This is a genomic window from Labedaea rhizosphaerae (assembly GCF_004362825.1).
GTDB classification, from domain to species: Bacteria; Actinomycetota; Actinomycetes; order Mycobacteriales; family Pseudonocardiaceae; genus Labedaea; species Labedaea rhizosphaerae.
On record NZ_SNXZ01000008.1, the window covers coordinates 1 to 23,416 of the forward strand.

The window sequence follows — 23,416 nt, forward strand, 5'->3', positions numbered from 1 at the left end:
TCACAACCGGCACCCTCTACGACGAGGCGACCGCCTGGTCGCATCACGCCGAGAACGTTGCGGCTTGACATTTCAGCTCCTGGGATGTCTCTCAGTACTCGCGGGTGCGGCGCCGCGAAGCGCTGAGCACCCGTAGTTCCGTGCGGGTCGCCGTGCTCGCCTCGCGTGCCTGCTCACGGCCGCGCAGCGCCTCCTGCTCGGCGGCGCTGATCGCGGCGAGCAGCTGCCGGCCCAACGCGTTCGCCGTGGTGTAGCGCAGGTTCACCTGGTCGAGGTCGATCGCCGCCAACTGGCCGGTGCCGCGCATCCGCACGGTGCCGAGACCGCCCTCGATGGGCTGGCGGATCTCCCGGGCGAGCGCGGCCTCCCCAGCCGCGACATGCCTGCGGTAGCTCTCCTCCAGCTCGCGGGCGAAGTTCTCCAACTCCGTCATCCGGCTCATGCGAACACCTCGGCAACCCGGGGCTCGGCGGCCGCGGTCGCGGCGGCGCGGGCGGCGGCGATCGCGGCGACGGTGTCCGGGCCGACGCGCTCAGGATGCGCACCCCTCAGCGCACCCTCGGCGACGGTGATCCGCAGCAGCACGCCGGTTCCGTCCACTTCGGCGCGCACGTGGCCACCGTCCGAAGTGGCGGTGAACCGCTGCCCGGCGAGCTCCGCCGTCAGCGCCGCGAAGGCCGCGACCTGGGTGTCCTCTGTCTCATCCGCTGGCACGGGCTGCCTCCTCTCGTGTGGTCGGTGGCTAGTCTCGGCGGCAGGGCTTCCGGCCCGCTTCCGTCCGGCTTCCGATCGATGCGAGGTGACATGGCGCCGCGCTTCCGGGTGCTCGGACCGGTGGCCATCGATGGGCTCGACGGACTCGACGGGGTTCCTGGGCTGGGCGGTCCGAAGCAACGCGCGGTGCTGGCCGCGTTGCTGCTGCGCGTGGGCCGGGTGGTGCCCGAGGAGCAGCTGTTCGAGCTGGTGTGGGGCGACGACCCGCCGCCGAGCATCCGCGGCCGGCTCCAGGTGCACGTCTCGGAACTGCGCAAGCTGCTCGGCCGGGACGTGATCGTCCGCTCCGGCACCGGCTACCGGATCGCCGTGCCACCCGACGACATCGACCTCGGGCAGTTCGAGCATGCGTGCGCGCAGGCCGCGGACGCCGAACCCGCCGAGGCCGCGCGGCACCTGCGCCACGCGTTGAGCCTGTGGTCCGGGCCCGCGCTGGGCGGTACCACGGAAGCGTTGCAGGAGCGCGAAGGGCGGGCGCTGGAGGAGCGGCGGCTGGTCGCGGTGGAGGACCGCTACGACGCCGAGCTGGCGGCCGGGAACCACGGCGCGGTGCTCGGCGACCTGCGGGCCCTGGTGGCCGAGCACCCGTTCCGCGAACGCCTGCACGCCCAGCTGATGCTCGCCCTGCACCGGGCCGGGCAGACCTCGGACGCCTTGCGCGTCTACCGCGACATCCGCGCGCGGCTGCGCACGGAGCTGGGCATCGACCCCGGCGCCCAGCTCGCCGAGCTGCACCTGCGGATCCTCGCGGGGGAGAGCATCGCGGTCGAGCCCGTGGCCGGCGCGCCGATCCGCCCGGCGGAGCTGCCCCCGGACGTCGCCGGGTTCGCCGGCCGGCGGGCCGCGCTGGCGGCGTTGTCGCAGGTGCCGGTGCCCGGCGTTGTCGTGGTGAGCGGCACGGGCGGGGTCGGGAAGTCGGCGCTGGCCGTGCACTGGGCGCACGCCGCGCGGCACCGGTTCCCCGACGGCCAGCTGCACCTGGACCTGCATGGCTTCGACGGCGACCACGAGCCGCTGACCCCGGACGCGGCGCTCGCGCACCTGCTGCGCACGCTCGGCCTCGCGCCGGACGCGGTGCCCGACACGCTCGCCGAGAAGGAGCGCCGCTACCGCTCGCTGCTCGCCGACCGGACGATGTTGCTGGTGCTGGACGACGCACGCGACGCCGAGCAGGTCATGCCGTTGCTGCCGCCGTCCGGGCTCGCCGTGATCACCAGCCGCACCCGGCTGGGCGAGCTGGTCGCCGCGGTCGGGGCGCAGTCGCTTCCCCTGGACGTGCTGCCCGATGCCGAGGCGCACGCGCTGCTGACCGGAATGCTCGGTGCCGAACGGGTGGCGGCCGAGCCGGAGGCCGTTGCCGAGCTGATCCGGTTGTGCGGCGCGCTGCCGCTCGCGTTGCGCATCGCCGCGGTGAACGCGGTGGCCGAGGGCGTCGCCGAGGTGGTTGCCGCGCTGGCCGGCGACGACCGGCTGGCCGAGTTCGCCGTCGACGGCGGCGAGTCGAGCGCGGTGCGTGCGGCGTTCGCCTTGTCCTACCGGGCCTTGCGCCCGGAGGTGGCGCGCCTGTTCCGGGTGCTGGGGTTGTTGCCCGGTGGTGCGGTCACCCCGCACGCGGCGGCCGCGCTCGGCGATCTCCCGGTGCCCGAGGCATCTCGCGCGTTGCGCGCGCTCGTCGCGTCGCACCTGCTGGACCGCTCGGCGCCCAACCGCTACCGGATGCACGAGCTGGTCCGGTTGTTCGCCGCGGAACGGGTCGGTGCCGAGGAACGGGAAGCCGCGCTGGCCCGGCTGGTCGACCACTACGTGTCCACAATGGACAGGGTGGCGGAGCTGACGGGCGCCGCGCTCACCCGCATCGAGCGGGACTTCCCGGTGGCCGACGAATACCGCGTCGACCTCGCCGACGAGCGCGCGGCGGCCGCGTGGGCCGACGCCGAGTTGCCCGCGATGATCGCGTTGTGCCGTCAGGCCGTGGACAACGAACCGACGCCGGCGCTCTGGCACCTGGTCGACGTGGTGCGCAAGGCCGCCTCCGACCGGCACCGCGCGCTGTGGCGGCGAGCGGCGCCGGTCATGCTGGCCGCCGCCCGGCGGCACGAGCGCACGGATGTGGTCGCCGTGCTCGAGCTGACCCTCGGCGTCTCGGAGTTCCGCGGCGGCAACACCGAGCGCGGCATCCGGTTGCTCACCGACGCGACGGCGTCCGCCCGGCGGGCCGGGATGACCAGGGGTGAAGCCAACGCCGAGATGAACCTGGGTTCGGCGCTGCAGTGGGTCGGCCGGCTCGCCGAGGCGGTCGAGCACGCCGAGCGTGCGGAGGAGTTGAACCGCAGGGGCGGCGCGCACGGCGGCACGTGCGCGGCGCTGACGTTGCTCGTCTCGGTGCACCGCGACCGGGGCGACCTGGCCGAGGCGCAGCTGTGCGGGGAGCGGGCCGTGGCCCTGGGCGCCGAGCACGATCTCGGGTTCTGGGAGGCGGCCGCATCGTCCGAACTCGGTGCCGTGGTGATGTTGCGCGGGCAGTTCGCGCGAGCGCGCGAGCTGTTCGGGTCGGCGCTGGCCACCATGCGGCGCATCGGGCACAACTACGGGCAGCTCGTGTCGTTGCGCGACCTCGTCGAGCTGGACCTGAACGAGGGCGGGCCGGCCGACCTGCACGCCGACGCGTTGCACTGCCTGGATCTCGCCGAGCGCGACGGTGACCGGACGACGCTGGTGCTCGTGCTGTCGGTGCTCGGCCGGGTCGAGACGTCACTCGGCTTGACCAAGCAGGCCTTGGAAACCCTTGCCCGCGCTCAGGAATTGGCGGACGAGCTCGGGTTGCGGGGCAGTCAGGTCGAAGTGCGGGCGGCGGTGGCCCGGGCCTTGGCGCGGGCCGGTCGCGTGGAGGACGCGCTTGCGCAGGCCGAGGAGGCCGTGCGGTTGGCGCGCGGCAGCGGGTACCGGCTCGCCGAAGCCGACGCGCTGACGACGCTGGCCGAGGTGCGGGCGGCGGCGGGCGCGGCCGATCCCGGGCCGGCTCGGGACGCGGCGCGGTTGTGGCGGGCGGCGGGGCACGTGCTGGGCGAACGCCGGGTCGAGCGGTTGCTGGATCAGCCGGTGCTGGATGGGGGCTGACGGACGTCGCGGTGCCGGCGGCGGTGCGTGGTGGAATCAGCCGGTGCTCGGCAGGTAGCGCGGGGCGTGGCGAACGGGGTTCGCCTTCTCGAAAGCCGCGGCCAGTGACAACATCCGCGCGTCCTGCCAGTGCCCGCCGAAGAAGGAGATGCCGATCGGCAGGTCACCGTCGTAGCCGGCGGGAACGCTGATGTCCGGGTAGCCGGCCACGGCCGCGTTCATCGAGGAACCCAGTTCGAACGCGTCGCCGTTGGCGTAGTCGGTCAGCCAGGCGGCACTGTTCGTCGGCGACATGATGGCGTCCAGGTGGTTGCGGGCCAGGGTGTCGTCGATCGCGTGGCGGGCCAGGCTGGTCGCGGTGGCGCGCTGGCGCTGGTACGCCGGGTCGTCCGTGCTGGGCGCGGTCAGGGCCTGCTCGAACAGTTCCTGACCGAACTTGCTCAGCTCGACCGGGTCCTGCTCGTTGAACGCCACCAGGGCCGCGATCGTCTGCGGCGCCGCGGGGCGGTGCTTCAGGTAGGCGGGCAGGTCACGGGCGAACTCGCTCAGCAGGGCCGCGCCCTCGTTGGTGCCGATCTCGTCCTGGTCGGGCAGGTCGACCTCGATCACCGTCGCGCCCTGGGCCCGCAGGACGTCGACCGCCTGCTGGCAGACGGCGTCGACTCCGCTGTCCACCCCGGCCTGGCGCCACACGCCGATCCGCGCGCCATGCAACGCGTTCGGGCGCAACAGCTTGGCGTAGTCGGTCGGCTGGTGCTTCGGGTACGCCAGGGTCGCCGGGTCGCTCTTGTCGCGGCCCTGCAAGGCGCCGAGCGTGATGGCGACGTCGATGACGTGGCGGGCCATCGGGCCCGCGGTGTCCTGCTCGGCGGAGATCGGCACGACGCCCGTGCGGCTGACCAGGCCGAGGCTCGGCTTGAGCCCCGCGATTCCGTTGGCGCCGGAGGGGCAGACGATCGAACCGTCGGTCTCGGTGCCGATGGCCACCTGGGCGAGCGACGCGGCGACGCCGGCGCCCGAACCGGACGACGAGCCGCACGGGTTGCGGTCCAGCACGTACGGGTTGTTGGTCTGGCCGCCCACCCCGGACCAACCGGAGGTCGAGTGGGTTGATCGATAGTTGGCCCATTCGGACAGGTTCGTCTTGCCGAGGATCACGGCACCGGCGTCGCGCAGGTTGCGCACGAGGGTGGCGTCCTCGGCCGGCGGCTCGTCGAGCAACGCGCGGGAACCGGCGGTGGTGATCAGGTGCTTGGTGTCGATGTTGTCCTTCAGCAGCACCGGGATGCCGTCGAGCGGACCGCGGGTGTGGCCGCTGCGGTGGCGCCGGTCGCTCGCGGCCGCCTGGGCCAGCGCCGTGGGGTCGACCGCGATCACCGCGTGGAGCTTCGGGTCGATCTTCTGGATGCGCTGCAGGTAGGCATCGGTGAGCTCGACCGCGGAGAGCCTGCCGTGCTTCATCAGGCCTTGGAGCTGCGGGATCGTCGCCGCGTCGAGGTCGAGGGCGGGCTGGTGGTGACCAGTCGCCACCGCGGGTACCGGTGCCGCCACTGCGACACCGAGCAGGGACAATGCCGCGACCAACCGGGAAATGCGCACAATGCAGCCAAGCGCGGCGGCGGCCTGCGGTCAACCGGTGCGCGCGGTGGGTACTTCGGAAGGCGGAACGCGTGACCGGACAGTTGGTGGAGCTCGCCGAGCGGGTGTGGGCCTGGGTGCAGCCGGACGGCACCTGGTGGGTGAACAACACCGGCGTCATCGGCGGTGGTGAACCCGCTGATGGCACGGTGCTGGTCGACACCTGCGCCACCGAGCAGCGCACCCGCAACCTCCTCGACGCGGTGGCGGCAGCGACCGGCGGCACCCCCGTGCGCTGCGCGGTGAACACGCACGCGCACGGCGACCACACCTACGGCAACAGCCTGCTGGCCCCCGAGACCGCGATCATCGGCCACGAGCGGACCCGCGACGCCCTGGCCAGCGACCCGATCATCGACGGCTGCCCGCCGTTCTGGGCGCCGCTGCCGGACTGGGGCGGGGTCACCCGGCGCCTGCCGTCGGTCACCGTCGCGTCGGAGCTGACCGTGTACACCGGCGACCGGCGGGTCGAGGTGCGCCACCCAGGCCACCCGGCCCACACGCCGGGCGACCTCATCGCGTGGCTGCCGGACGAGCGCGTGCTCTTCGCGGGTGACCTGGTCTTCCACGGCTTGACGCCGCTGGTGCTCATGGGCTCGATCGAGGGCGCCATGCGGGCGCTCGACTGGCTCGCCGCGTTCGAGCCCGCCGTGCTCGTGCCCGGCCACGGCCCGGTGCTGCCCGCGGCCGAGCTGCCCGAGGTGTTCGCCAAGATCGAGCGCTACCTGCGGCTGGTCGGCGACGCGGCCCGCGCGGGCAAGGCCGCGGGCATCGGCCCGCTGGAGGCGGCGCGCGCGACGGACCTCGGCGAGTTCGCCGAGTGGCCGGACGGCGAGCGCCTGGTCGCCAACCTGCACCGCGCGTACGCCGACCTCGACGGCGGCGAGCCCGACCTGGTCGCCGCCCTCACCGACGCGATGACCTACAACGAGGGCCCGATGCACACGGCGGTCTGAGGCGGGCCGTGAAATCCGTTGTCCGGTTGCCGCGGCGGCGTGCTAGACAGCCGCGGTGGAAGAGATCTTGGAGTTCGGCGAGCTGCTGCGGCTGATCGACGACCGGTCGACGGCCTTCCGGGCAGCGGTAGCCGCCGCGCCCAGCCTCGACGTGCAGGTCCCGACCTGCCCCGAATGGACGTTGTTCGAGCTGGCACAGCACATCGGGGAGGGGCGCCGCCAGTGGGCCGCCACCGTCGCCGCGGGGCCGGCCGCCGCTCCCGCGCCCAAGCCCGCCTCGGGCGCGCCGCGGGAGCGTGCGGCACTGCTGGCCTGGCTGGCCGAGTCGACGCAAGAGTTGCTGGACGCGCTGCGCGAAGCCGGCCCGGACCGCGGTTGCTGGACGTGGTGGGGCACGTCGCAGTCGCCGCAGACCTGCGGCGCCGTCGCCCGCCACCAGCTCCAGCAGTTCGTGGTGCACACCTACGACGCCCAGATCGCGCTGGGTGACCCGCGGCCGCTGCCGGACGAGGCGGCCCTCGACGGTGTCGACGAGTTCCTGTTCACGTGTTGCGCGACGACCGCCCCCTGGCCGCACGCGCCCGCCACTGTCGACTACCACGCCACCGAGGGCCGCTCCTGGCGACTGTGGCTCTCCGCGGACGGCGCGCGGGCCGCCCGCGTCCGCACGCCGGGCGCCGCTGCCGACGCCTCCCTCACCGCCACTGCCGGTGAGCTGGTGCTCTTTCTGTACGGTCGGATCCCGGCGGACTCGATGAAGGCCGAGGGTGACCGGAGGCTGTTCGACCTGCTCGCGGCCTGGGACCCGGACGAGTAAATCCGGTTGCCCCGCCTGGCACAGTCGTCGTCGTGCCTGAACAAGACGAGGTTGATGCTGTCGACGGCTACGACGACCCGGCGCTCGCCGGGCTCTACGACGAGATCAACGGCTGGGCCGCGGACAACGAGTTCTACGTCGAGCTGATGCTGGCCGCGGCGTCGGTGCTCGACGTCGGCTGCGGCACGGGCGTGATGCTGCACGCCGCCCGCGACCGTGGTCACCCGGGCCGCCTCTGCGGGATCGACCCGGCCGGGGCCATGCTCGACATCGCCCGCAAGCGCGCGGACATCGAGTGGGTGCACGGCGACATGGGCACCGCGCGCTGGCACGACGAGTTCGAGCTCGCCACCATGACCGGCCACGCCTTCCAGGAACTGGTCACCGACGAGCAGATCCGCACCACGCTGGCCAACGTGCGCGCGGCTGTGACCGGCCGGTTCGTCTTCGAGACGCGCAATCCGGCCGCCCGCGCGTGGGAGCAGTGGAACCCCTCGAACGCCATGACGGTCGGGACCGCGACGATCAGCCACCGCGTGCTCGACGTCAGCGACGGACTGGTCACCTTCACCGAGACCACCGAGGACCCGGCGTGGTCGCGGCCCAAGGTGGCCAAGGGCGTCCTGCGCTTCCTCGACCGCGACGAGCTGAACGACTTCCTCACCGAGGCGGGATTCACAATCGAGGCCCAATATGGCGACTGGGCACGGGGTCCGGTCACGCCCGCGGCCCGCGAGCTGATCACCGTCGCTCGTTCCACAATGGACTGAACAGCTGGCGGGCGGGGTGGCCAGTACGCTTGTCGAGCGTTCACACCCCCGAGGAGACCCGTGCGCCCCTGGCCTGGAAACCCCTACCCGCTCGGTGCCACCTATGACGGCATGGGCACCAACTTCGCGCTGTTCTCCGAGGCGGCGGAGCGGGTCGAACTGTGCCTGTTCGACGCCAGCGGCGCGGAGGAGCGCGTCCGGCTCGACGAAGTGGACGGGTTCGTCCACCACGGTTACCTGCTCGGCGTCGGCCCCGGTCAGCGCTACGGCTACCGCGTGCACGGGACGTACGACCCGGCGAGCGGGCGCCGCTGCAACCCGAACAAGCTGCTGATCGACCCGTACGCCAAGGCCGTGTCGCACACCACGGACTGGTCGGAGTCGATGTTCGGCTACCGGTTCGACGCGCCCGACCAGCGCAACGACGACGACTCGGCCGGTTACGTGCCGTACTCCCTGGTGGTGAGCCCCTACTTCGACTGGGGCAACGACCGCGCGCCCAAGACGCCGTACCACGAGACGGTCATCTACGAGGCGCACGTCAAGGGCATGACGCAGAACCACCCGTTCATCCCCGACGAGCTGCGCGGCACCTACGCGGGCCTCGCGCACCCGGTGATCATCGAGCACCTGACCAAGCTCGGCGTGACCGCGATCGAACTGCTGCCGGTGCACCAGTTCCTGTCCGACCACGGTCTCACCGAGCACGGCCTGACCAACTACTGGGGCTACAACACCATCGGCTTCTTCGCCCCGCACGACGCCTACGCGGCGACCTCGGAGCCTGGTGGCCAGGTGCAGGAGTTCCGCGGCATGGTCCGGGCGCTGCACGAGGCGGGCATCGAGGTCATCCTCGACGTCGTCTACAACCACACGGCGGAGGGCAACCACCTCGGCCCGACGATCTCCATGCGCGGCATCGACAACGAGGCGTACTACCGGCTCGTCGACGACCAGCCGCGGTACTACATGGACTACACGGGCACGGGGAACTCGCTCAACGTGCGCCACCCCCACACCCTGCAGCTGATCATGGACTCGCTGCGGTACTGGGTCACCGAGATGCACGTCGACGGGTTCCGCTTCGACCTCGCCTCCGCGCTGGCCCGCGAGTTCTACGACGTCGACCGGCTGTCCACGTTCTTCGACATGGTGCAGCAGGACCCGATCGTCAGCCAGGTCAAGCTGATCGCCGAGCCGTGGGACGTCGGGCCCGGTGGCTACCAGGTCGGCAACTTCCCGCCGTTGTGGACCGAGTGGAACGGCAAGTACCGCGACACCGTGCGCGACTTCTGGCGCGGCGAGCCGGCGACGCTCGGCGAGTTCGCCTCCCGGATCACCGGCTCGTCCGACCTCTACCAGGACGACGGGCGCCGGCCGTACGCGTCGATCAACTTCATCACCGCGCACGACGGGTTCACGCTCAACGACCTGGTGTCCTACAACGAGAAGCACAACGAGGCCAACGGCGAGGGCGGCCGCGACGGCGCCGACGACAACCGGTCGTGGAACTGCGGCGTCGAAGGGCCGACCGACGACCCGGCGACGCTGCGGTTGCGTGCCCGCCAGCGGCGCAACCTGCTGGCCACGATGCTGCTGTCCCAGGGCGTGCCGATGATCCTGCACGGTGACGAGCTCGGTCGCACCCAGCAGGGCAACAACAACGTCTACTGCCAGGACAACGAGCTCTCCTGGATGGACTGGAAGCTCGCCTCGGCCAACCACGACCTGGTGGAGTTCACCGCGGCGCTGACCGCGTTCCGCAAGGCGCATCCGGTGTTCCGGCGCAGGCGGTTCTTCCAGGGCAAGCCGATCCGCCGCGGCGACGGACTGCAGGACATCGGGTGGTTCACCCCGTCCGGCGAGGAGATGAAGGAGCAGAACTGGGACGACGCCTTCGGCCGTTCGATCCTGGTGTTCCTCAACGGCGAGGGCATCGCCGACCGCGACCAGCGCGGTGAGCGGGTGGTCGACGACTCGTTCCTGCTCGCGTTCAACGCCCACCACGAGGAAATGCCGATGACGCTGCCCGGCCCGGACTACGGGAAGCGGTGGCAGGTGGTGATCGACACGGCCAGCGGCGTGGTCACCGAGCCCGGCGCCGAGGACGCCACCACGGTGTCCGCGGGGTGGTCGCTGACCCTGGTGCCGCGTTCGTTCGTGGTGCTGCAGCGCCTGGTCGAGGAGGACGTCCAGCGGTGATCCCGGCTTCGACATACCGGGTGCAACTGCGCCCGGAGTTCACATTCGCCGACGCCGCGGCCATCGCGGACTACCTGCGTGAGCTGGGCGTCGGCGCGCTCTACGCTTCGCCGGTGCTGGACGCGCTGGCCGGTTCGGTCCACGGCTACGACGTGGTCGACCCGACCAAAGCGCGCCCGGAACTGGGCGGGGAGGCCGGACGGGCCGAGCTCGCCCAGCGGTTGCGGGAAGCCGGCCTCGGCCTCGTGGTCGACATCGTGCCCAACCACATGCTCGTGGCCGAGCCCAAGGCGAACGCCTGGTGGTGGGACGTGCTCAAGCACGGCCGCGAGTCGGCCTACGCCGGGTACTTCGACATCGACTGGAGCCGGGACCGGATCACCGTGCCGGTGCTCGCCGACGACAGCGCGCTCTCGGAGCTGACCGTCGAAGGCGACGAGCTCGTCTACTACGACCACCGCTACCCGATCGCCCCCGGCACCGGCGACGGCACGCCGCAGGAGGTGCACGCCCGCCAGCACTACGAGCTGATGGCGTGGCGGCGGGAGGCGGCGGAGCTGAACTACCGGCGGTTCTTCGACGTCACGGCCCTGGCCGGGGTGCGCGTGGAGGACCCGACCGTGTTCGCCGCGACCCACGGCGAGGTGCTGCGCTGGATCGGCGACGGCGACGTGACCGGGCTGCGCGTGGACCACCCCGACGGGCTCGCCGATCCGGGCGACTACGTGCGCCGGCTGCGCGAGAGCGCGCCGAACGCGTGGCTGGTGATCGAGAAGATCCTGCACCCGGGCGAGCGGCTGCCGCAGAGCTGGCCGGTCGACGGCACCACCGGCTACGACGCGTTGTGGGCGATCGCCGGGGTGTTCGTCGACCCGGACGGCGAGGCCGGCTTCACCCGTCTCGCCGACGAGTTGGGCGTGCCGACCGACTTCGACGACGTCGAGGAGACGGCCCGGCGGATGGTCACCGACAAGATCCTGGTGGCCGAGGTCCGCCGGATCGCCGCGCTGCTCGAAGGCGTCGACGTGGACCTGGCCCGCGCTGCCGTGGCCGAGACCATGATCGCGTTCCCGGTGTACCGGTCGTACCTGCCGGAGGGCGGCGACCACTGGGCGGCGGCGATCGAGAAGGCCATGGCTCGGCGGCCCGACCTGATGCTCGCGTTGATCGAGCTGGACCAGCAGGTCCGCGCGGGTGGCGAGCTCGCGACCCGCATCCAGCAGACCTCCGGCATGGTCGTGGCCAAGGGCACCGAGGACACGACGTTCTACCGCTACACGCGCTTCGCGGCGCTCAACGAGGTCGGCGGCACGCCCGATCGGTTCGGCCTGGACGTCGCCGAGTTCCACCGACTGGCCGCCGAGCGAGCGGCCGGGCAGCCCGCGTCGATGACCACGCTGACCACCCACGACACCAAGCGTTCCGAGGACACCCGCGCCCGGATGGCGGCGCTCTCGGAGCTGCCCGGCGAGTTCGCCGCGGCGGTGCGCCGCTGGTCGGCCAGGCACGGCATCGACGAGCCCACGCTGAACCTGCTCGCCTGGCAGACGCTCGTCGGCGCGTGGCCGATCGGGCCGCAGCGGCTGCGCGACTACCTGGACAAGGCGTCCAAGGAAGCCAAGCTGCGCACCACGTGGACCGACCACGACGAGCAGTTCGAGGCGGCGGTCGCCGCGTGGCCCGCGGAAGTGTTGGGGGACAACGCACTCGCCGCGGACGTCGAGGCGTTCGTCGCCCGCGTCCGCGACGCCGGGTGGTCGAACTCGCTCGGGCAGAAGCTCGTGCAGCTGACCGCACCCGGCGTGCCGGACGTCTACCAGGGCACCGAGCTGTGGGACTTCTCCCTCGTCGACCCGGACAACCGGCGCCTGGTCGACTACGCGGAGCGGCGCGCCACCCTCGACCGGATCCGCGCGGGCGAACTGCCGCCGGTCGACGAGACCGGCGCGGCGAAGCTGCTCGTCGTGCACCGCGCGCTGACGCTGCGCCGCGACCGGCCGGAGCTCTTCACCGGCTACCGCCCGCTGCACGCCGAGGGCCCGGCCGCCGAGCACGTGCTGGCCTTCGAGCGCGGCGGCGGGTTGATCACCGTGGCGACCCGGCTGCCGGTCAAGCTGGCCCGCAGCGGCTGGCGGGACACCGTTCTGCCGTTGCCGCCCGGCAAGTGGACCGACGTCCTCACCGGCCGCCCGGTCGGGTCGACCGCCCTGGCCGACCTGCTCGAGGTTTACCCGGTGGCGTTGCTGGTCAAGGGAGCTTCGTGACGTTCAAGGTGTGGGCACCCGCCGCGAGCCGGATGCGGGTGCGGGTGGACGGCGTCGACCACGAGATGACGCTGGGGGACGGCGGTTGGTGGCGCAGCGACGCGGTCGGTGTTGACTACGCGTTCCTGATCGACGACAGCGACGAGGCGCTGCCCGACCCGCGGTCGCGGTGGCAGCCCGACGGCGTGCACAAGGCCTCGCGGGTCTACGACCACGACGCGTTCGCGTGGACCGACCAGGGCTGGAGCGGGCGTCCGCTGCAGGGTGCGGTGTTCTACGAGCTGCATGTCGGCACGTTCACCGCCCAGGGCACGTTCGATGCGGCACTCGAGCGCCTCGACCACCTTGTCGACCTCGGTGTGACGCACGTGGAACTGTTGCCCGTCAACGCTTTCGACGGCGTCGAGGGCTGGGGCTACGACGGTGTCCTGTGGGGTGCTGTGCACGAGCCGTACGGCGGCCCGGACGGGTTGAAGCGGTTCGTCGACGCGTGCCACGGCCGCGGTCTCGCGGTCGCGCTCGACGTCGTCTACAACCACCTCGGTCCGTCGGGCGCCTACCTCGACAAGTTCGGCCCGTACTTCGCGGGCAGCAACGACTGGGGCCCGGGCCTGAACCTCGACGGCGAGGGTTCGGACGAGGTCCGCCGCTACGTCATCGACAACGCGCTGGACTGGTTCCGCCACTTCCATGTGGACGCGTTGCGCCTCGACGCCGTGCACGCGCTGCGTGACCACCGCGCCATCCACGTGCTGGAGCAGCTCGCGACCGAAGTGGACGCTTTGTCGCTGGGCCGTCCGCTCACGCTGGTCGCCGAATCCGATCTGAACGACCCCAAGCTGGTGACCTCACGCGAGCGCGGCGGCTACGGCCTGGCCGGTCAGTGGTCCGACGACCTGCACCACGCGTTGCACGTCGCGCTGACCGGCGAGACCACCGGCTACTACACCGACTTCGGCGCCCCTGGCGCCCTGGCGAAGACCCTGCGCGAGGTGTTCTTCCACGCGGGCACGTGGTCGTCGTTCCGTGAGCGCACCCACGGCCGCCCGGTCGACACGCGCACGCTGCCCGGTCACCGGTTCCTGGCCTACCTGCAGAACCACGACCAGATCGGCAACCGCGCCACCGGTGATCGGTTGTCGGCGACCGTGTCCACCCGCAGGCTCGGCGTCGGCGCCGCCATCGTGTTCTGCTCGCCGTACACGCCGATGATCTTCATGGGGGAGGAGTGGGCGGCCGGCACGCCGTGGCAGTTCTTCGCGTCCTTCCCCGACCCGCAGCTGGCCGAGGCCGTGCGCACCGGCCGGCGCCGCGAGTTCGCCCGGCACGGCTGGGGCGAGGCCGACGTGCCCGACCCGATGGACCACGCCACGGTCGAGCGCTCCCGCCTCGACTGGTCCGAAGTGGACACCCCGGGCCACGCCGAGATGCTGGAGCTCTACCGGACGTTGATCCGGCTGCGCCGCGAGCACCCCGAGCTAGCGGACCCGCGCCTGGACCTATTTGCGGTCGACGAGGTCGACGGCGCACTGGTGCTGTACCGCGGAAACCTGCGCCTGGCTGCCAACCTGGGTACTACCGAGGCAGTGCTCGACTTGCCCGGGGAGACTTTGCTGTCCTGGGGCGAGACGCATGCCGATGGCGGGCGTCTGCGGCTGGGACCGGACTCGTTCGCGTTGATCGCCATCCCGGCAACCTGAGGGGATCCCGCGCAGGTTCGTCAGCGGACAGTCCCCCGATGACCCTGGCGGTCAGAACCAGTCGATACCGTCCGCGCGGACCCATCGCACCGCGTCGGGTGGAACCTGCTCGCCGAATCCCCAGTCCACGACGGCCTGGCGCAGCTCGGCAATGGTGATGAACGATTCCGGTGGGAACAGTGTCTCGTGCTCATTCCACGAGTCGTGAGCGAGCACGACATCGGGACGAGCGGAGTCGCCGTCGGTTTGCCATCGCAGCACGTCACCATCGGCAACGACCAAGATCACAGCCGCTGCCACACCGTGTTCCACGTCGAACTGGAAGCGCAGGTTCGACAGTTGATCTTCTGGGCGACGCGGCACCACGTTCGGATGCAGGTACAAGCGCGATGTCGCGGGCTTGTGGGGCGAGACGAAGAGGAAGTCCAGGAACCTGTCCAGTTCGTCGACGTTGAAGAAGGTCGCGTTGTAGTTCGCGCCACCCGCTGCGAACGAGCCCGTCACCACCCAACCAGGCCGATCAACGCCCAGTTCGGTCCAGGTCAGCCGCTGCTCCACACTCTCACCCATTCACTACCTTAACGATCCTTGATCGTCTCCCACCGGCCTCGCGCCTAGTTCGCATCTTGCGCCGCCTCCTCGCGAACAGGGCGTCCCGGCGGTTCCAGGTGGCCTCGTAGTAGTCGCCATCAACACGCCCGCCACGACCTCTGTTGACGGCCTTGCCGTCTTCCGTCACGATGAACGAGCAATTTTCTCCTGCTTCGAGCAAAGGACGGCCATGCGAGCGGAGTTTCTTGGCAAGGACCCCGAATCCAGCGAGGGCGAGTCGCCTACGCTGTTCGCCACCGACCGGACCGACCGGGTGACCTACATCGCCCAGGGTTGGAAGGTGACCGACCCCCAGGCGCTGGCCGACGTGGGGCCGGTGCCGGATCACGAGACCTTGATCGAGATCCCCGAGGACGTGCTGAAGTTCTATGCTCGTCGCTACATGCAGGAGAAGGGGGCGGACAACTGAGCTTCATCGAGCCAGGCCCGGATTTCGCCCGGCTTTTCGAGACCTTCGAGCACACGGCGTACCGACTGGAGACACGCGACCGCTACAACGTCGCCCGCGAAGCCGAGCCATTGCGCATGTTCCTCGCTGGAGAGCGGGACGCCTCGTATCACGAAGGCTGGTTGAGCATGGTCCGGCAAGCCGCCGATGAGGGCCGCCGGTTCTCCCGTGTGCGGGTGGTGAGTCTGCCGCCCACCGATTACACCCGCTTTGGCATGTGGCTCTCGGGTTACACGTGCCAGGCGGGTGACGACATCCGCTACCTCGCCCGTGAGCAGGCGGCCGGCCTGCCGGACTACGACTACTGGCTATTCGATTCCCATAGGCTGCTCAAGATGAACTTCAACGACGATGACCAGTTCATCAGGGGAGAGTTCATCGAGGATCCAGCCGAGATTGTCCAGCACAACTACTGGCGTGATGTCGCACAGCACCGCGCCGTTGAACGAGATGAGTTCGTCGCCAAGCATGAGCAACGGGACGACCGGCATTGATGAAGCGCGCACTGCGCTAGGCAAACGACTCCGTGAGCTACGGGTAGCCGCCGAATTATCCGGTAAAGAGCTCGCGGAGTCGTTGTCATGGGTGGGCTCGAAAGTCTCCAAGATCGAGAACGGCAGGCAGACTCCGACCGACAACGACATCAAGGACTGGGCGAGAGCCACCAGGTCGGAAGACCAGACGGCCAGTCTCCTCACCGCGCTCCACAACCTTGAGCTTCAGCACGCTGAATGGCAACGGGTACTCAAGTCAGGGCTGAAGACGCACCAGCTCACGTTGTCGAAAACGGACGAACGGACGAAGTTTTACCGTGGCTTCGAGAGCACGATCATTCCCGGACTGACACAGACTCCCGAGTATGCACGTGCTCGCTTCGCTCAGGCCGTGATGGTGCACCGGATACCGAACGACATAAACGAGGCGGTGAAGGCGCGAATGCAGCGTCAGGAGATGCTGTATCGCCCGGACAAGCGCTTCCACTTCGTTATCACGGAAGCTGCGCTCCGCTATAGGTTGGCCGGGCGCGACATCATGATCGGCCAACTCGACCGCTTGATGGCCATGACCTCGATGCGCAACGTCAAGCTTGGAGTCATCGACTTCAAGACCCAGTATGTCACCGATCCTCGGCACGGCTTCTGGGTCTACGACGACCATCTCGTGCGGTTCGAGTCGTACTCGGCGGAGATCAACCTCCGTCAGCCCCAGGAGATCGAGTTGTACACCGGCATCTTCGAGCACCTGGCTGCCGTCGCCAGCTATGGCACCGAGGCTCGGGCGATCATCGGCCGCGTCATGCGCGAACTGGCTGACGAGGCTGACGATGCTGGCTCCTGATTTCTGCAGGTCAAGCTCCGCAAGATGTTTCGAGAAAAGCCGAGCAAATTTCTAGCGGCACGGTATTTGCTTGCTTACTCTCGGCAGCGTCCACCCCGCTGATCTCGGAGAAGAGCTGCCGATGATGCCTGTCCCGCTGCTGAGCAAGGAGCAAATCGCTCGGCTTCCCGAACGTGCCCGCGAGGTCGTCGAGTACCGCAAGAGCGGCCTGAGCTTGAACCACATCCAGGGCTGCCCGATCGACTGCGCGTACTGCATCCGCCACACCTACGGCCTGTGGGATCAACGGCGGCCGCGGGCGCTGATGACGGATGCCGACGCGGCGGCCGAGCTGGTCAACCACCGCTACTTCCAGCCGCACATCACGCCAGTGCAACTGTTCAACCGAGCCACTGAGCCGTTCCTGCCGAAGGTCCGGCCTCATACCTTCGCCGTGCTCGAAGACCTGGATGCTCGCGGGCTGACCAACCATGTCCTCGTCATCACACGCCACCAGCTCAAGCCATACGACATCGACCGGCTGAACCAGCTCCGACACCTCAAGGTGACCTTGCTGTTCACCTATTCAGGTATCGACGACGAGCAGATCGAGCCGTACCCGTCTCACGTCGCGGCCGAGTCGCTGAAGCTCATGAGTGCGCCGGCACGACGCAGGTACCGCACGATCTTGTACTGGCGTCCGCTTGTTCCTGGATTGAACGACACCGACGCGCACCTGGCCGTCGCCCGCTCACTGAGCAAGCATGCCGACGCCACGGTGTTCACTGGCTTGTTCTACCGGGACGAGATCGCTGAGTACTACCGAGCCAACGGGCTGCCGGAGCCATACGACGACACCGCCCGGCGCAAGATCGTCCCCGAGACGCTCGAAGAGCGCGTGCTTCAGACGTTCGCCGGCGCGACCAACCTGTTCCGCAAGACCTCCTGCGCTGTCTCCTACGTCCACGGGCTGCCGGATTACAACGGGCATTACGGCATCCGCGAGCTCTGCGACATCTGCCCGCTCTCTCAGCTGAAGCTCTGCGCCGACGCTCACCGCGTGCCCTCCGCCGAAGACGTGCGTCAGGCAGCCAGCGTGTTGCCTGAAGCCGATGCACTCAAGGTCGTCCGCATATCGCAGAGAGCCGCCGTCGTGTGTGGACTGGAGACCGAACAGCCGCGCTACTTCCTCCAGCACGCACTCGGGTTCCAGGTACACGACGTCGACCACCCGCACCATGCCAACCGGCATGGCCGGGCCGACATCGGATGGAAGGACACCACCGCGTCATGACTGACTGGAAGAGCCTGAGCTACGTCGTGGTGGACGTCGAGGGCAACGGGCAGCAGCCGCCCGACCTGGTTGAGCTGGCCGCGGTACCGATTGTCGAGGGCATCATCGGCGAGCCGAAGAGCTGGCTGGTACGGCCAGGCCAGCCGATCACTGACTTTGCCAAGAAGATCCACGGCATCTCCAACGAGCAGGTGGCTGACGCGCCCGTCGTCGGCGACGTCGAAGCTGACGTGCTGAAGGCGCTGGACGCCTCGGCGCTCGTCGCGCACAACGCGCACGTCGACGTCGGTGTGCTCCAGCGAACGCTCGGTGACTGGGAATGTCCCGAGGTGTTCGACACCCTCAAGCTCGCGAGGCGTCTCCTGCGTGGGCGCGAAACCTACCGGCTCGGAACTCTGGTCGAGGAGTTCGAGCTCGCCCACAACCTCGACGGACTTCCCCAACCGCATCGAGCGGCGTACGACGCCACGGTCACAGCCAGGCTCTTCGTTCATCTCGCAGGCCGGCGAAGCCTCGAAGAACTGAGGGATCAGCCACCCGGAGCTGGGCCTGATGACGCCCAAGTCCTCTTCTGAGTCGACACGGGGACTGTTCGTCAGCGTCGACGGCCCGGGCGGTGCGGGCAAGACCACCATCGTCCGACACCTGGCCCAGATGCTGGTGGCCGAGGGCCATCAGGTCCACGTCACCGCCGAACCTTCGAACAGCTTCATCGGGACGCTGGCCGTGGACTTGACGCCCACCGTCACGGGTCATGCGCTCGCCTGCTTGTACGCGGCCGACAGGTACCACCATGTCGAGACGGAAGTGAAGCCGCTTCTCCGGACTGGACACCTGGTCATCTCCGACCGATACGTGGCGTCAGGCTTGGTCGTGCAGCGCTTCGACAACGTTGATCCCGAGTTTCTGTGGCAGCTCAACAAGGAAGTCGAGCGGCCTGATCTCACCGTCATCCTCGACGCCGACCCGGACGTGATCGCCGAACGGCTGGAAGCGCGCGGCCCGCACAACCGCTTCCAGCGCACACCAGGCAGCAGCCACAAAGAAATCCAGTTCTACCGCCATGCCGCGGACAAGCTGCAACACACCGGTTTCCTCGTAGTCACTGTGGACTGCTCCAGCCGCCCACCAGAGCAGTCGGCCGAACTCATCCGCAGCGAACTCCCTGACAGATCGAACGAGTGTGGAGGAAACCCATGACCGAACAGGTGACCGGCCCGCGCTCCGGGCCATTGCCGGAGCTGTTGCGCATCCTGTGGTCGGCCCGGATCGACACCACGGCCAACCGGTGGCACCTGACCAGACGGGTCATCCCTGAGCTCAAGACGCTCGCCGACGCCGTCGCCGATGCGCGGCTGGGTGAGGCGGCCAAGCACGCGGAGGCGGCCATCGCGCACCTGGACATCATGGTCGAAGAACTCCGGACCGCGATCGACTTCATCCAGGCGCAGAACCCCGACCACCGAACGGGGTGACGCCGGACCGCGTTGCCACGGAAGTGTTGTTGTCGCGGGGTTCACCCGTGTCGAGTGGCGCTCGGCGTCGCCTGCCGCCAGAATCATGCGCGCTGGTTGCCGTTCAGGCGCGTTGACCCATGCCCGGAGTTTCACCCCTCTGTGTCCCGGGTACGTAGTGCTTGATCGAATCAGCGTCGCCGCCTGCCTCGATCGAAGGGACCTGCCCGCATGGCCGACCGGATCGCCATCGACGACGTGACCCCGGTGGTCAGTTGCGGCCGATATCCAGCCAAGGCGGTGCGGGGCGAACACGTTCCCGTGACCGCGACCGTGTGGCGTGAGGGGCACGACGCGGTGTCGGCCACGCTCGTCTGGCGCGGCCCGGGTGACCGCGTGGCCCGGCAGACCCGCATGACCGAGCTGGGCCCGGAGGAGCCGGACCGGTTCGGCGGCGTGCTGGTGCCCGACGGCGAAGGCCTGTGGACCTTCCGCGTGGACGCGTGGAGCGACCCGTGGCGCACCTGGCTGCACGCCATCGATGCCAAGGTCGCGGCCGGGCAGGACGCGATCGAACTGGCCAACGACCTGGAGGCCGGCGCACAGCTGATCGACCGCGTCTCCCGGCGCCCCGATCGCCGGGCCGACCGCGCCGTGCTGTCCATCGCGGCCGCCGCTCTGCGCGACGTCGAGCGGCCGCTGGACGAGCGGCTCGCCCCTGCGCTCGGTGACGACGTGCGCCGGATCATGCACGAGCACCCGGTCCGCGACCTGCTGACCAAGGGCCCGACCCGCAAGATCCGGGTCGACCGCGAGCGCGCGGCGTTCGGCTCCTGGTACGAGTTCTTCCCGCGCTCGACCGGCAACGCGGGGGAGCACGGCACGTTCGCCACGGCGACCGCGGAGCTCGATCGCGTTGCCGCCATGGGTTTCGACGTGGTGTACCTGCCGCCGATCCACCCGATCGGCCACGAGAACCGCAAGGGCCCCAACAACACCCTCGTCGCCGGGCCCGACGACGTCGGCTCGCCGTGGGCCATCGGAGCGAGCGAGGGCGGCCACGACGCGATCCACCCGTTGCTGGGCACCATCGAGGACTTCGACGCTTTCGTCGCCCGCGCGGGCGAGCTCGGCATGGAGGTCGCGCTCGACCTGGCCTTGCAGTGCGCGCCCGATCACCCGTGGGTGCTCAAGCACCCGGAGTGGTTCACCACCAGGCCCGACGGCACGATCGCGTACGCGGAGAACCCGCCCAAGCGCTACCAGGACATCTACCCGCTGAACTTCGACAACGACCCCGAAGGCCTCTACGAAGAGGTGCTGCGTGTGGTCCTGCACTGGGTCGGCCACGGGGTGCGGATCTTCCGGGTCGACAACCCGCACACCAAGCCGCCGAACTTCTGGACGTGGCTGATCGAGAAGGTGCGCACGGCCCACCCGGACGTGGTGTTCCTCGCCGAGGCGTTCACCAAGCCGGCCCGGCTGTGGGGGCTGGCGAAGCTCGGGTTCAGCCAGAGCTACACGTACTTCACCTGGCGCACCGGCAAGCAGGAGCTGACCGAGTTCGCCCAGGACCTGGTCGAGCACTGGCACATCGGCCGGCCCAACCTGTTCGTCAACACCCCGGACATCCTGCACGAGTCGCTGCAGCACGGTGGCCCGGCGATGTTCGCCCTGCGAGCCGCGCTCGCGGCGACGCTGTCGCCGACATGGGGCGTGTATTCCGGCTACGAGCTGTTCGAGCACCAGGCGGTCCGCCCGAGCAGCGAGGAGTACCTGGACTCGGAGAAGTACCAGCTGCGCCACCGCGACTTCGCGGGCGAGCTCGCCGCCGGCCGTTCGCTGCAGCCGTGGCTCACCCGGCTCAACGAGATCCGGCGCGCTCATCCGGCGCTGCATCAGTTGCGCACCTTGCGTTTCCACCACATCGGCAACGACAACCTGCTCGCGTTCAGCAAGCAGGACCCGGCCACCGGGGACACCATGGTCATGGTGATCACGTTGGACCCGCACCACGCCCAGGAAGGCACGCTCTGCCTGGACCTGCCGTCGCTCGGGCTGCAGTGGCACGATCGGCTCACCGCCCGCGACGAGGTCACCGGCGAGACCTGGGATTGGGGCGCGACGAACTTCGTACGACTGGAGCCGTGGCGCGCCGTGGCGCACATCGTGGCCGTGGCGGTGGGTCGTTGATGTTAGGGCCGTTGATGTTGGGGAACCGGACCGGGCGAGGTGGTTGCTGATGGAGGAGGGGACACGGCCCGACGCGGCACTCGGGCTGGACGGGGTGCCGCACACCGGGGAGTCGATCACCAACGAAGGCATGCTCGTCGAGCCGCAGTCCGAGGACTTCGAGCACGCCGAACAGGCGCCGAGCGATCCGCACTGGTTCAAGGGCGCGGTCTTCTACGAGGTGCTGGTCCGGGCCTTCACCGACTCCAACGGCGACGGGACCGGCGACCTGCGTGGCCTGGCCAGCCGCCTGGACTACCTGCAATGGCTCGGCGTGGACTGCCTGTGGCTGCCGCCGTTCTACGCCTCCCCGCTGCGTGACGGCGGGTACGACATCTCCGACTTCCGGGCCGTGCTGCCGGAGTTCGGCAGCGTCGACGACTTCGTCCACCTGCTCGACGAGGCGCACAAGCGCAACATCCGGGTGATCACCGACCTGGTGCTCAACCACACCTCGGACGCGCACCCGTGGTTCCAGCAGTCCCGCACCGACCCCGAGGGCCCGTACGGCGACTACTACGTGTGGAGCGACGACGACTCGCGCTACGCCGACGCGCGGATCATCTTCGTCGACACCGAGTCCTCGAACTGGACCTATGACCCGGTGCGCGGCCAGTTCTACTGGCACCGGTTCTTCTCCCACCAGCCCGACCTGAACTACGAGAACCCGGAAGTCCAGGAAGCGATGCTGGACGTGCTGCGGTTCTGGCTGGACCTCGGCATCGACGGCTTCCGCCTCGACGCCGTGCCCTACCTCTTCGAGGAGGAGGGCACGAACTGCGAGAACCTGCCGCGCACGCACGAGTTCCTCAAGCGGTGCCGCAAGGTCGTCGACGACGAGTACCCCGGCCGGATCCTGCTCGCCGAGGCCAACCAGTGGCCCTCGGACGTCGTCGAGTACTTCGGCGACCCGGCCGCCGGCGGCGACGAATGCCACATGGCGTTCCACTTCCCGTTGATGCCGCGCATCTTCATGGCCGTGCGCCGCGAGTCGCGCTTCCCGATCTCGGAGATCCTCGACCAGACGCCGAAGATCCCCGACAACGCGCAGTGGGGCATCTTCCTGCGCAACCACGACGAGCTGACGCTCGAGATGGTGACCGACGAAGAACGCGACTACATGTACTCGGAGTACGCCAAGGACCCGCGGATGAAGGCCAACATCGGCATTCGCAGACGCCTGGCGCCGCTGCTGGACAACGACCGCAACCAGCAGGAGTTGTTCACGGCGATGTTGCTTTCGCTGCCCGGCTCGCCCGTTCTCTACTACGGTGACGAGATCGGCATGGGCGACAACATCTGGCTCGGCGACCGCGACGCGGTGCGGACCCCGATGCAGTGGACACCGGACCGCAACGCGGGTTTCTCCTCGTGCGACCCCGGTCGGATCTACCTGCCGGTGATCATGGACCCGGTGTACGGCTACCAGGCGATCAACGTGGAGGCCCAGTCCAACAACGCGATGTCGTTGCTGAACTGGACCCGCCGGATGATCGAGGTGCGCAAGCAGCACCACGCGTTCGCCGAGGGTGAGTTCATCGACCTCGGCGGGTCCAACCCGAGCGTGCTGGCGTACAAGCGGCAGTGGCTGCGCCCGGACGGCCGCCAGGACGTGGTGCTCTGCGTGAACAACCTGTCCCGCTTCCCGCAGCCGGTGGAGCTGGACCTGGCCATGCACCGGGGCAGCACGCCCATCGAGCTGACCGGGGGTGTTCGGTTCCCCGAGATCGGGGAACTCTCGTACCTGCTGACCCTGCCCGGACACGGCTTCTACTGGTTCCAGCTGCTCGAGCCCGAGCAGCTGGGCGAATCGAGGTGAGC

The 23,416-nt window shown here is 69.5% G+C and carries 20 protein-coding genes; 16 read left to right on the top strand and 4 right to left on the bottom strand.

The window, feature by feature from the left end; genetic code table 11:
• Positions 1-91 precede the first annotated feature (91 nt).
• Together EV186_RS32685 and EV186_RS32690 are read right to left on the bottom strand one after the other, a co-directional pair.
• Positions 92-442 carry a hypothetical protein gene (locus EV186_RS32685; RefSeq protein WP_133853383.1) on the bottom strand — a complete coding sequence of 117 codons (351 nt, stop codon included), beginning with the start codon at positions 440-442 and terminating at the stop codon, positions 92-94.
• Positions 439-714 (bottom strand): YbaB/EbfC family nucleoid-associated protein, encoded by a 276-nt coding sequence (locus EV186_RS32690; protein ID WP_133853384.1) that lies wholly within the window; start codon positions 712-714, stop codon positions 439-441. Before EV186_RS32690 ends, EV186_RS32685 begins: the two co-directional genes overlap by 4 nt.
• A gap of 90 nt (positions 715-804) precedes the next feature.
• Here EV186_RS32690 and EV186_RS32695 point away from each other — a divergent pair, with 90 nt between their 5' ends.
• The gene (locus tag EV186_RS32695; protein ID WP_166659441.1) at positions 805-3,891 is read left to right on the top strand and encodes an AfsR/SARP family transcriptional regulator; all 3,087 of its coding nucleotides are present in this window, start codon (positions 805-807) and stop codon (positions 3,889-3,891) included.
• Positions 3,892-3,927: 36 nt separating this feature from the next.
• On the opposite strand, the gene EV186_RS32700 is transcribed toward EV186_RS32695, so the two are convergent.
• Positions 3,928-5,442 carry an amidase gene (locus tag EV186_RS32700; protein WP_243754414.1) on the bottom strand — a complete coding sequence of 505 codons (1,515 nt, stop codon included), beginning with the start codon at positions 5,440-5,442 and terminating at the stop codon, positions 3,928-3,930.
• A 119-nt stretch (positions 5,443-5,561) separates the two neighbouring features.
• Here EV186_RS32700 and EV186_RS32705 point away from each other — a divergent pair, with 119 nt between their 5' ends.
• From EV186_RS32705 to treZ, 6 genes are read left to right on the top strand one after another with little or no spacing between them, the layout of a single operon-like run.
• Positions 5,562-6,485 (top strand): MBL fold metallo-hydrolase, encoded by a 924-nt coding sequence (locus EV186_RS32705; RefSeq protein WP_243754415.1) that lies wholly within the window; start codon positions 5,562-5,564, stop codon positions 6,483-6,485.
• Between the two features lie 55 nt (positions 6,486-6,540).
• Positions 6,541-7,302, top strand: coding sequence for a maleylpyruvate isomerase family mycothiol-dependent enzyme (locus EV186_RS32710; RefSeq protein ID WP_133853388.1), 762 nt, complete (start codon positions 6,541-6,543; stop codon positions 7,300-7,302).
• Between the two features lie 32 nt (positions 7,303-7,334).
• Positions 7,335-8,072, top strand: coding sequence for a class I SAM-dependent DNA methyltransferase (locus tag EV186_RS32715; protein WP_166659442.1), 738 nt, complete (start codon positions 7,335-7,337; stop codon positions 8,070-8,072).
• Positions 8,073-8,132: 60 nt separating this feature from the next.
• Complete coding sequence (gene glgX, locus EV186_RS32720; protein WP_133853389.1) at positions 8,133-10,274, top strand: glycogen debranching protein GlgX; 2,142 nt, start codon at positions 8,133-8,135, stop codon at positions 10,272-10,274.
• Positions 10,271-12,538 (top strand): malto-oligosyltrehalose synthase, encoded by a 2,268-nt coding sequence (gene treY, locus EV186_RS32725; RefSeq protein ID WP_133853390.1) that lies wholly within the window; start codon positions 10,271-10,273, stop codon positions 12,536-12,538. Before glgX ends, treY begins: the two co-directional genes overlap by 4 nt.
• Positions 12,535-14,238, top strand: a complete 1,704-nt coding sequence (gene treZ / locus EV186_RS32730) for a malto-oligosyltrehalose trehalohydrolase (RefSeq protein WP_133853391.1) — start codon at positions 12,535-12,537, stop codon at positions 14,236-14,238. The genes treY and treZ overlap by 4 nt, the downstream gene beginning before the upstream one ends.
• 51 nt (positions 14,239-14,289) lie before the next feature.
• On the opposite strand, the gene EV186_RS32735 is transcribed toward treZ, so the two are convergent.
• The gene (locus EV186_RS32735) at positions 14,290-14,796 is read right to left on the bottom strand and encodes an Imm1 family immunity protein (RefSeq protein WP_166659443.1); all 507 of its coding nucleotides are present in this window, start codon (positions 14,794-14,796) and stop codon (positions 14,290-14,292) included.
• 223 nt (positions 14,797-15,019) lie between these two features.
• Between EV186_RS32735 and EV186_RS32740 the strand changes: the two genes are divergently transcribed.
• The 9 genes from EV186_RS32740 (at position 15,020) to treS (ending at position 23,414) form a co-directional block, all read left to right on the top strand.
• Positions 15,020-15,259, top strand: a complete 240-nt coding sequence (locus EV186_RS32740; protein ID WP_133853393.1) for a hypothetical protein — start codon at positions 15,020-15,022, stop codon at positions 15,257-15,259.
• 5 nt (positions 15,260-15,264) lie between these two features.
• Positions 15,265-15,792: a DUF6879 family protein gene (locus tag EV186_RS32745; RefSeq protein WP_341815994.1), complete on the top strand. Its 528-nt coding sequence runs from the start codon at positions 15,265-15,267 to the stop codon at positions 15,790-15,792.
• A complete protein-coding gene (locus EV186_RS32750) occupies positions 15,767-16,636 on the top strand; it encodes a helix-turn-helix domain-containing protein (RefSeq protein ID WP_133853394.1) in 870 nt (289 codons plus the stop codon). The genes EV186_RS32745 and EV186_RS32750 overlap by 26 nt, the downstream gene beginning before the upstream one ends.
• A 70-nt stretch (positions 16,637-16,706) precedes the next feature.
• Positions 16,707-17,909, top strand: a complete 1,203-nt coding sequence (locus EV186_RS32755) for a radical SAM family protein (protein WP_243754417.1) — start codon at positions 16,707-16,709, stop codon at positions 17,907-17,909.
• Entirely contained in the window at positions 17,906-18,484 is a 579-nt protein-coding gene (locus EV186_RS32760; RefSeq protein ID WP_133853395.1) for a 3'-5' exonuclease, read from the top strand. Before EV186_RS32755 ends, EV186_RS32760 begins: the two co-directional genes overlap by 4 nt.
• Positions 18,462-19,109 carry a dTMP kinase gene (tmk, locus tag EV186_RS32765; RefSeq protein WP_133853396.1) on the top strand — a complete coding sequence of 216 codons (648 nt, stop codon included), beginning with the start codon at positions 18,462-18,464 and terminating at the stop codon, positions 19,107-19,109. The genes EV186_RS32760 and tmk overlap by 23 nt, the downstream gene beginning before the upstream one ends.
• Entirely contained in the window at positions 19,106-19,384 is a 279-nt protein-coding gene (locus tag EV186_RS32770) for a hypothetical protein (RefSeq protein ID WP_133853397.1), read from the top strand. Before tmk ends, EV186_RS32770 begins: the two co-directional genes overlap by 4 nt.
• A gap of 210 nt (positions 19,385-19,594) precedes the next feature.
• Positions 19,595-21,556, top strand: a complete 1,962-nt coding sequence (locus EV186_RS32775; RefSeq protein WP_133853398.1) for an alpha-1,4-glucan--maltose-1-phosphate maltosyltransferase — start codon at positions 19,595-19,597, stop codon at positions 21,554-21,556.
• Positions 21,557-21,605: 49 nt separating this feature from the next.
• Positions 21,606-23,414, top strand: coding sequence for a maltose alpha-D-glucosyltransferase (gene treS, locus EV186_RS32780; protein WP_133853399.1), 1,809 nt, complete (start codon positions 21,606-21,608; stop codon positions 23,412-23,414).
• The last annotated feature ends 2 nt before the right edge of the window (positions 23,415-23,416 follow it).

Bases quoted from the DNA above. Each gene is read 5' to 3' on its own strand.
- EV186_RS32750 (WP_133853394.1), top strand. From the start codon at position 15,767: ATGAGCAACGGGACGACCGGCATTGATGAAGCGCGCACTGCGCTAGGC.
- EV186_RS32685 (WP_133853383.1), bottom strand. From the start codon at position 442: ATGAGCCGGATGACGGAGTTGGAGAACTTCGCCCGCGAGCTGGAGGAG.
- tmk (WP_133853396.1), top strand. From the start codon at position 18,462: ATGACGCCCAAGTCCTCTTCTGAGTCGACACGGGGACTGTTCGTCAGC.
- EV186_RS32695 (WP_166659441.1), top strand. From the start codon at position 805: ATGGCGCCGCGCTTCCGGGTGCTCGGACCGGTGGCCATCGATGGGCTC.
- EV186_RS32770 (WP_133853397.1), top strand. From the start codon at position 19,106: ATGACCGAACAGGTGACCGGCCCGCGCTCCGGGCCATTGCCGGAGCTG.
- treS (WP_133853399.1), top strand. From the start codon at position 21,606: ATGGAGGAGGGGACACGGCCCGACGCGGCACTCGGGCTGGACGGGGTG.
- EV186_RS32740 (WP_133853393.1), top strand. From the start codon at position 15,020: ATGCGAGCGGAGTTTCTTGGCAAGGACCCCGAATCCAGCGAGGGCGAG.
- EV186_RS32775 (WP_133853398.1), top strand. From the start codon at position 19,595: ATGGCCGACCGGATCGCCATCGACGACGTGACCCCGGTGGTCAGTTGC.
- EV186_RS32760 (WP_133853395.1), top strand. From the start codon at position 17,906: ATGACTGACTGGAAGAGCCTGAGCTACGTCGTGGTGGACGTCGAGGGC.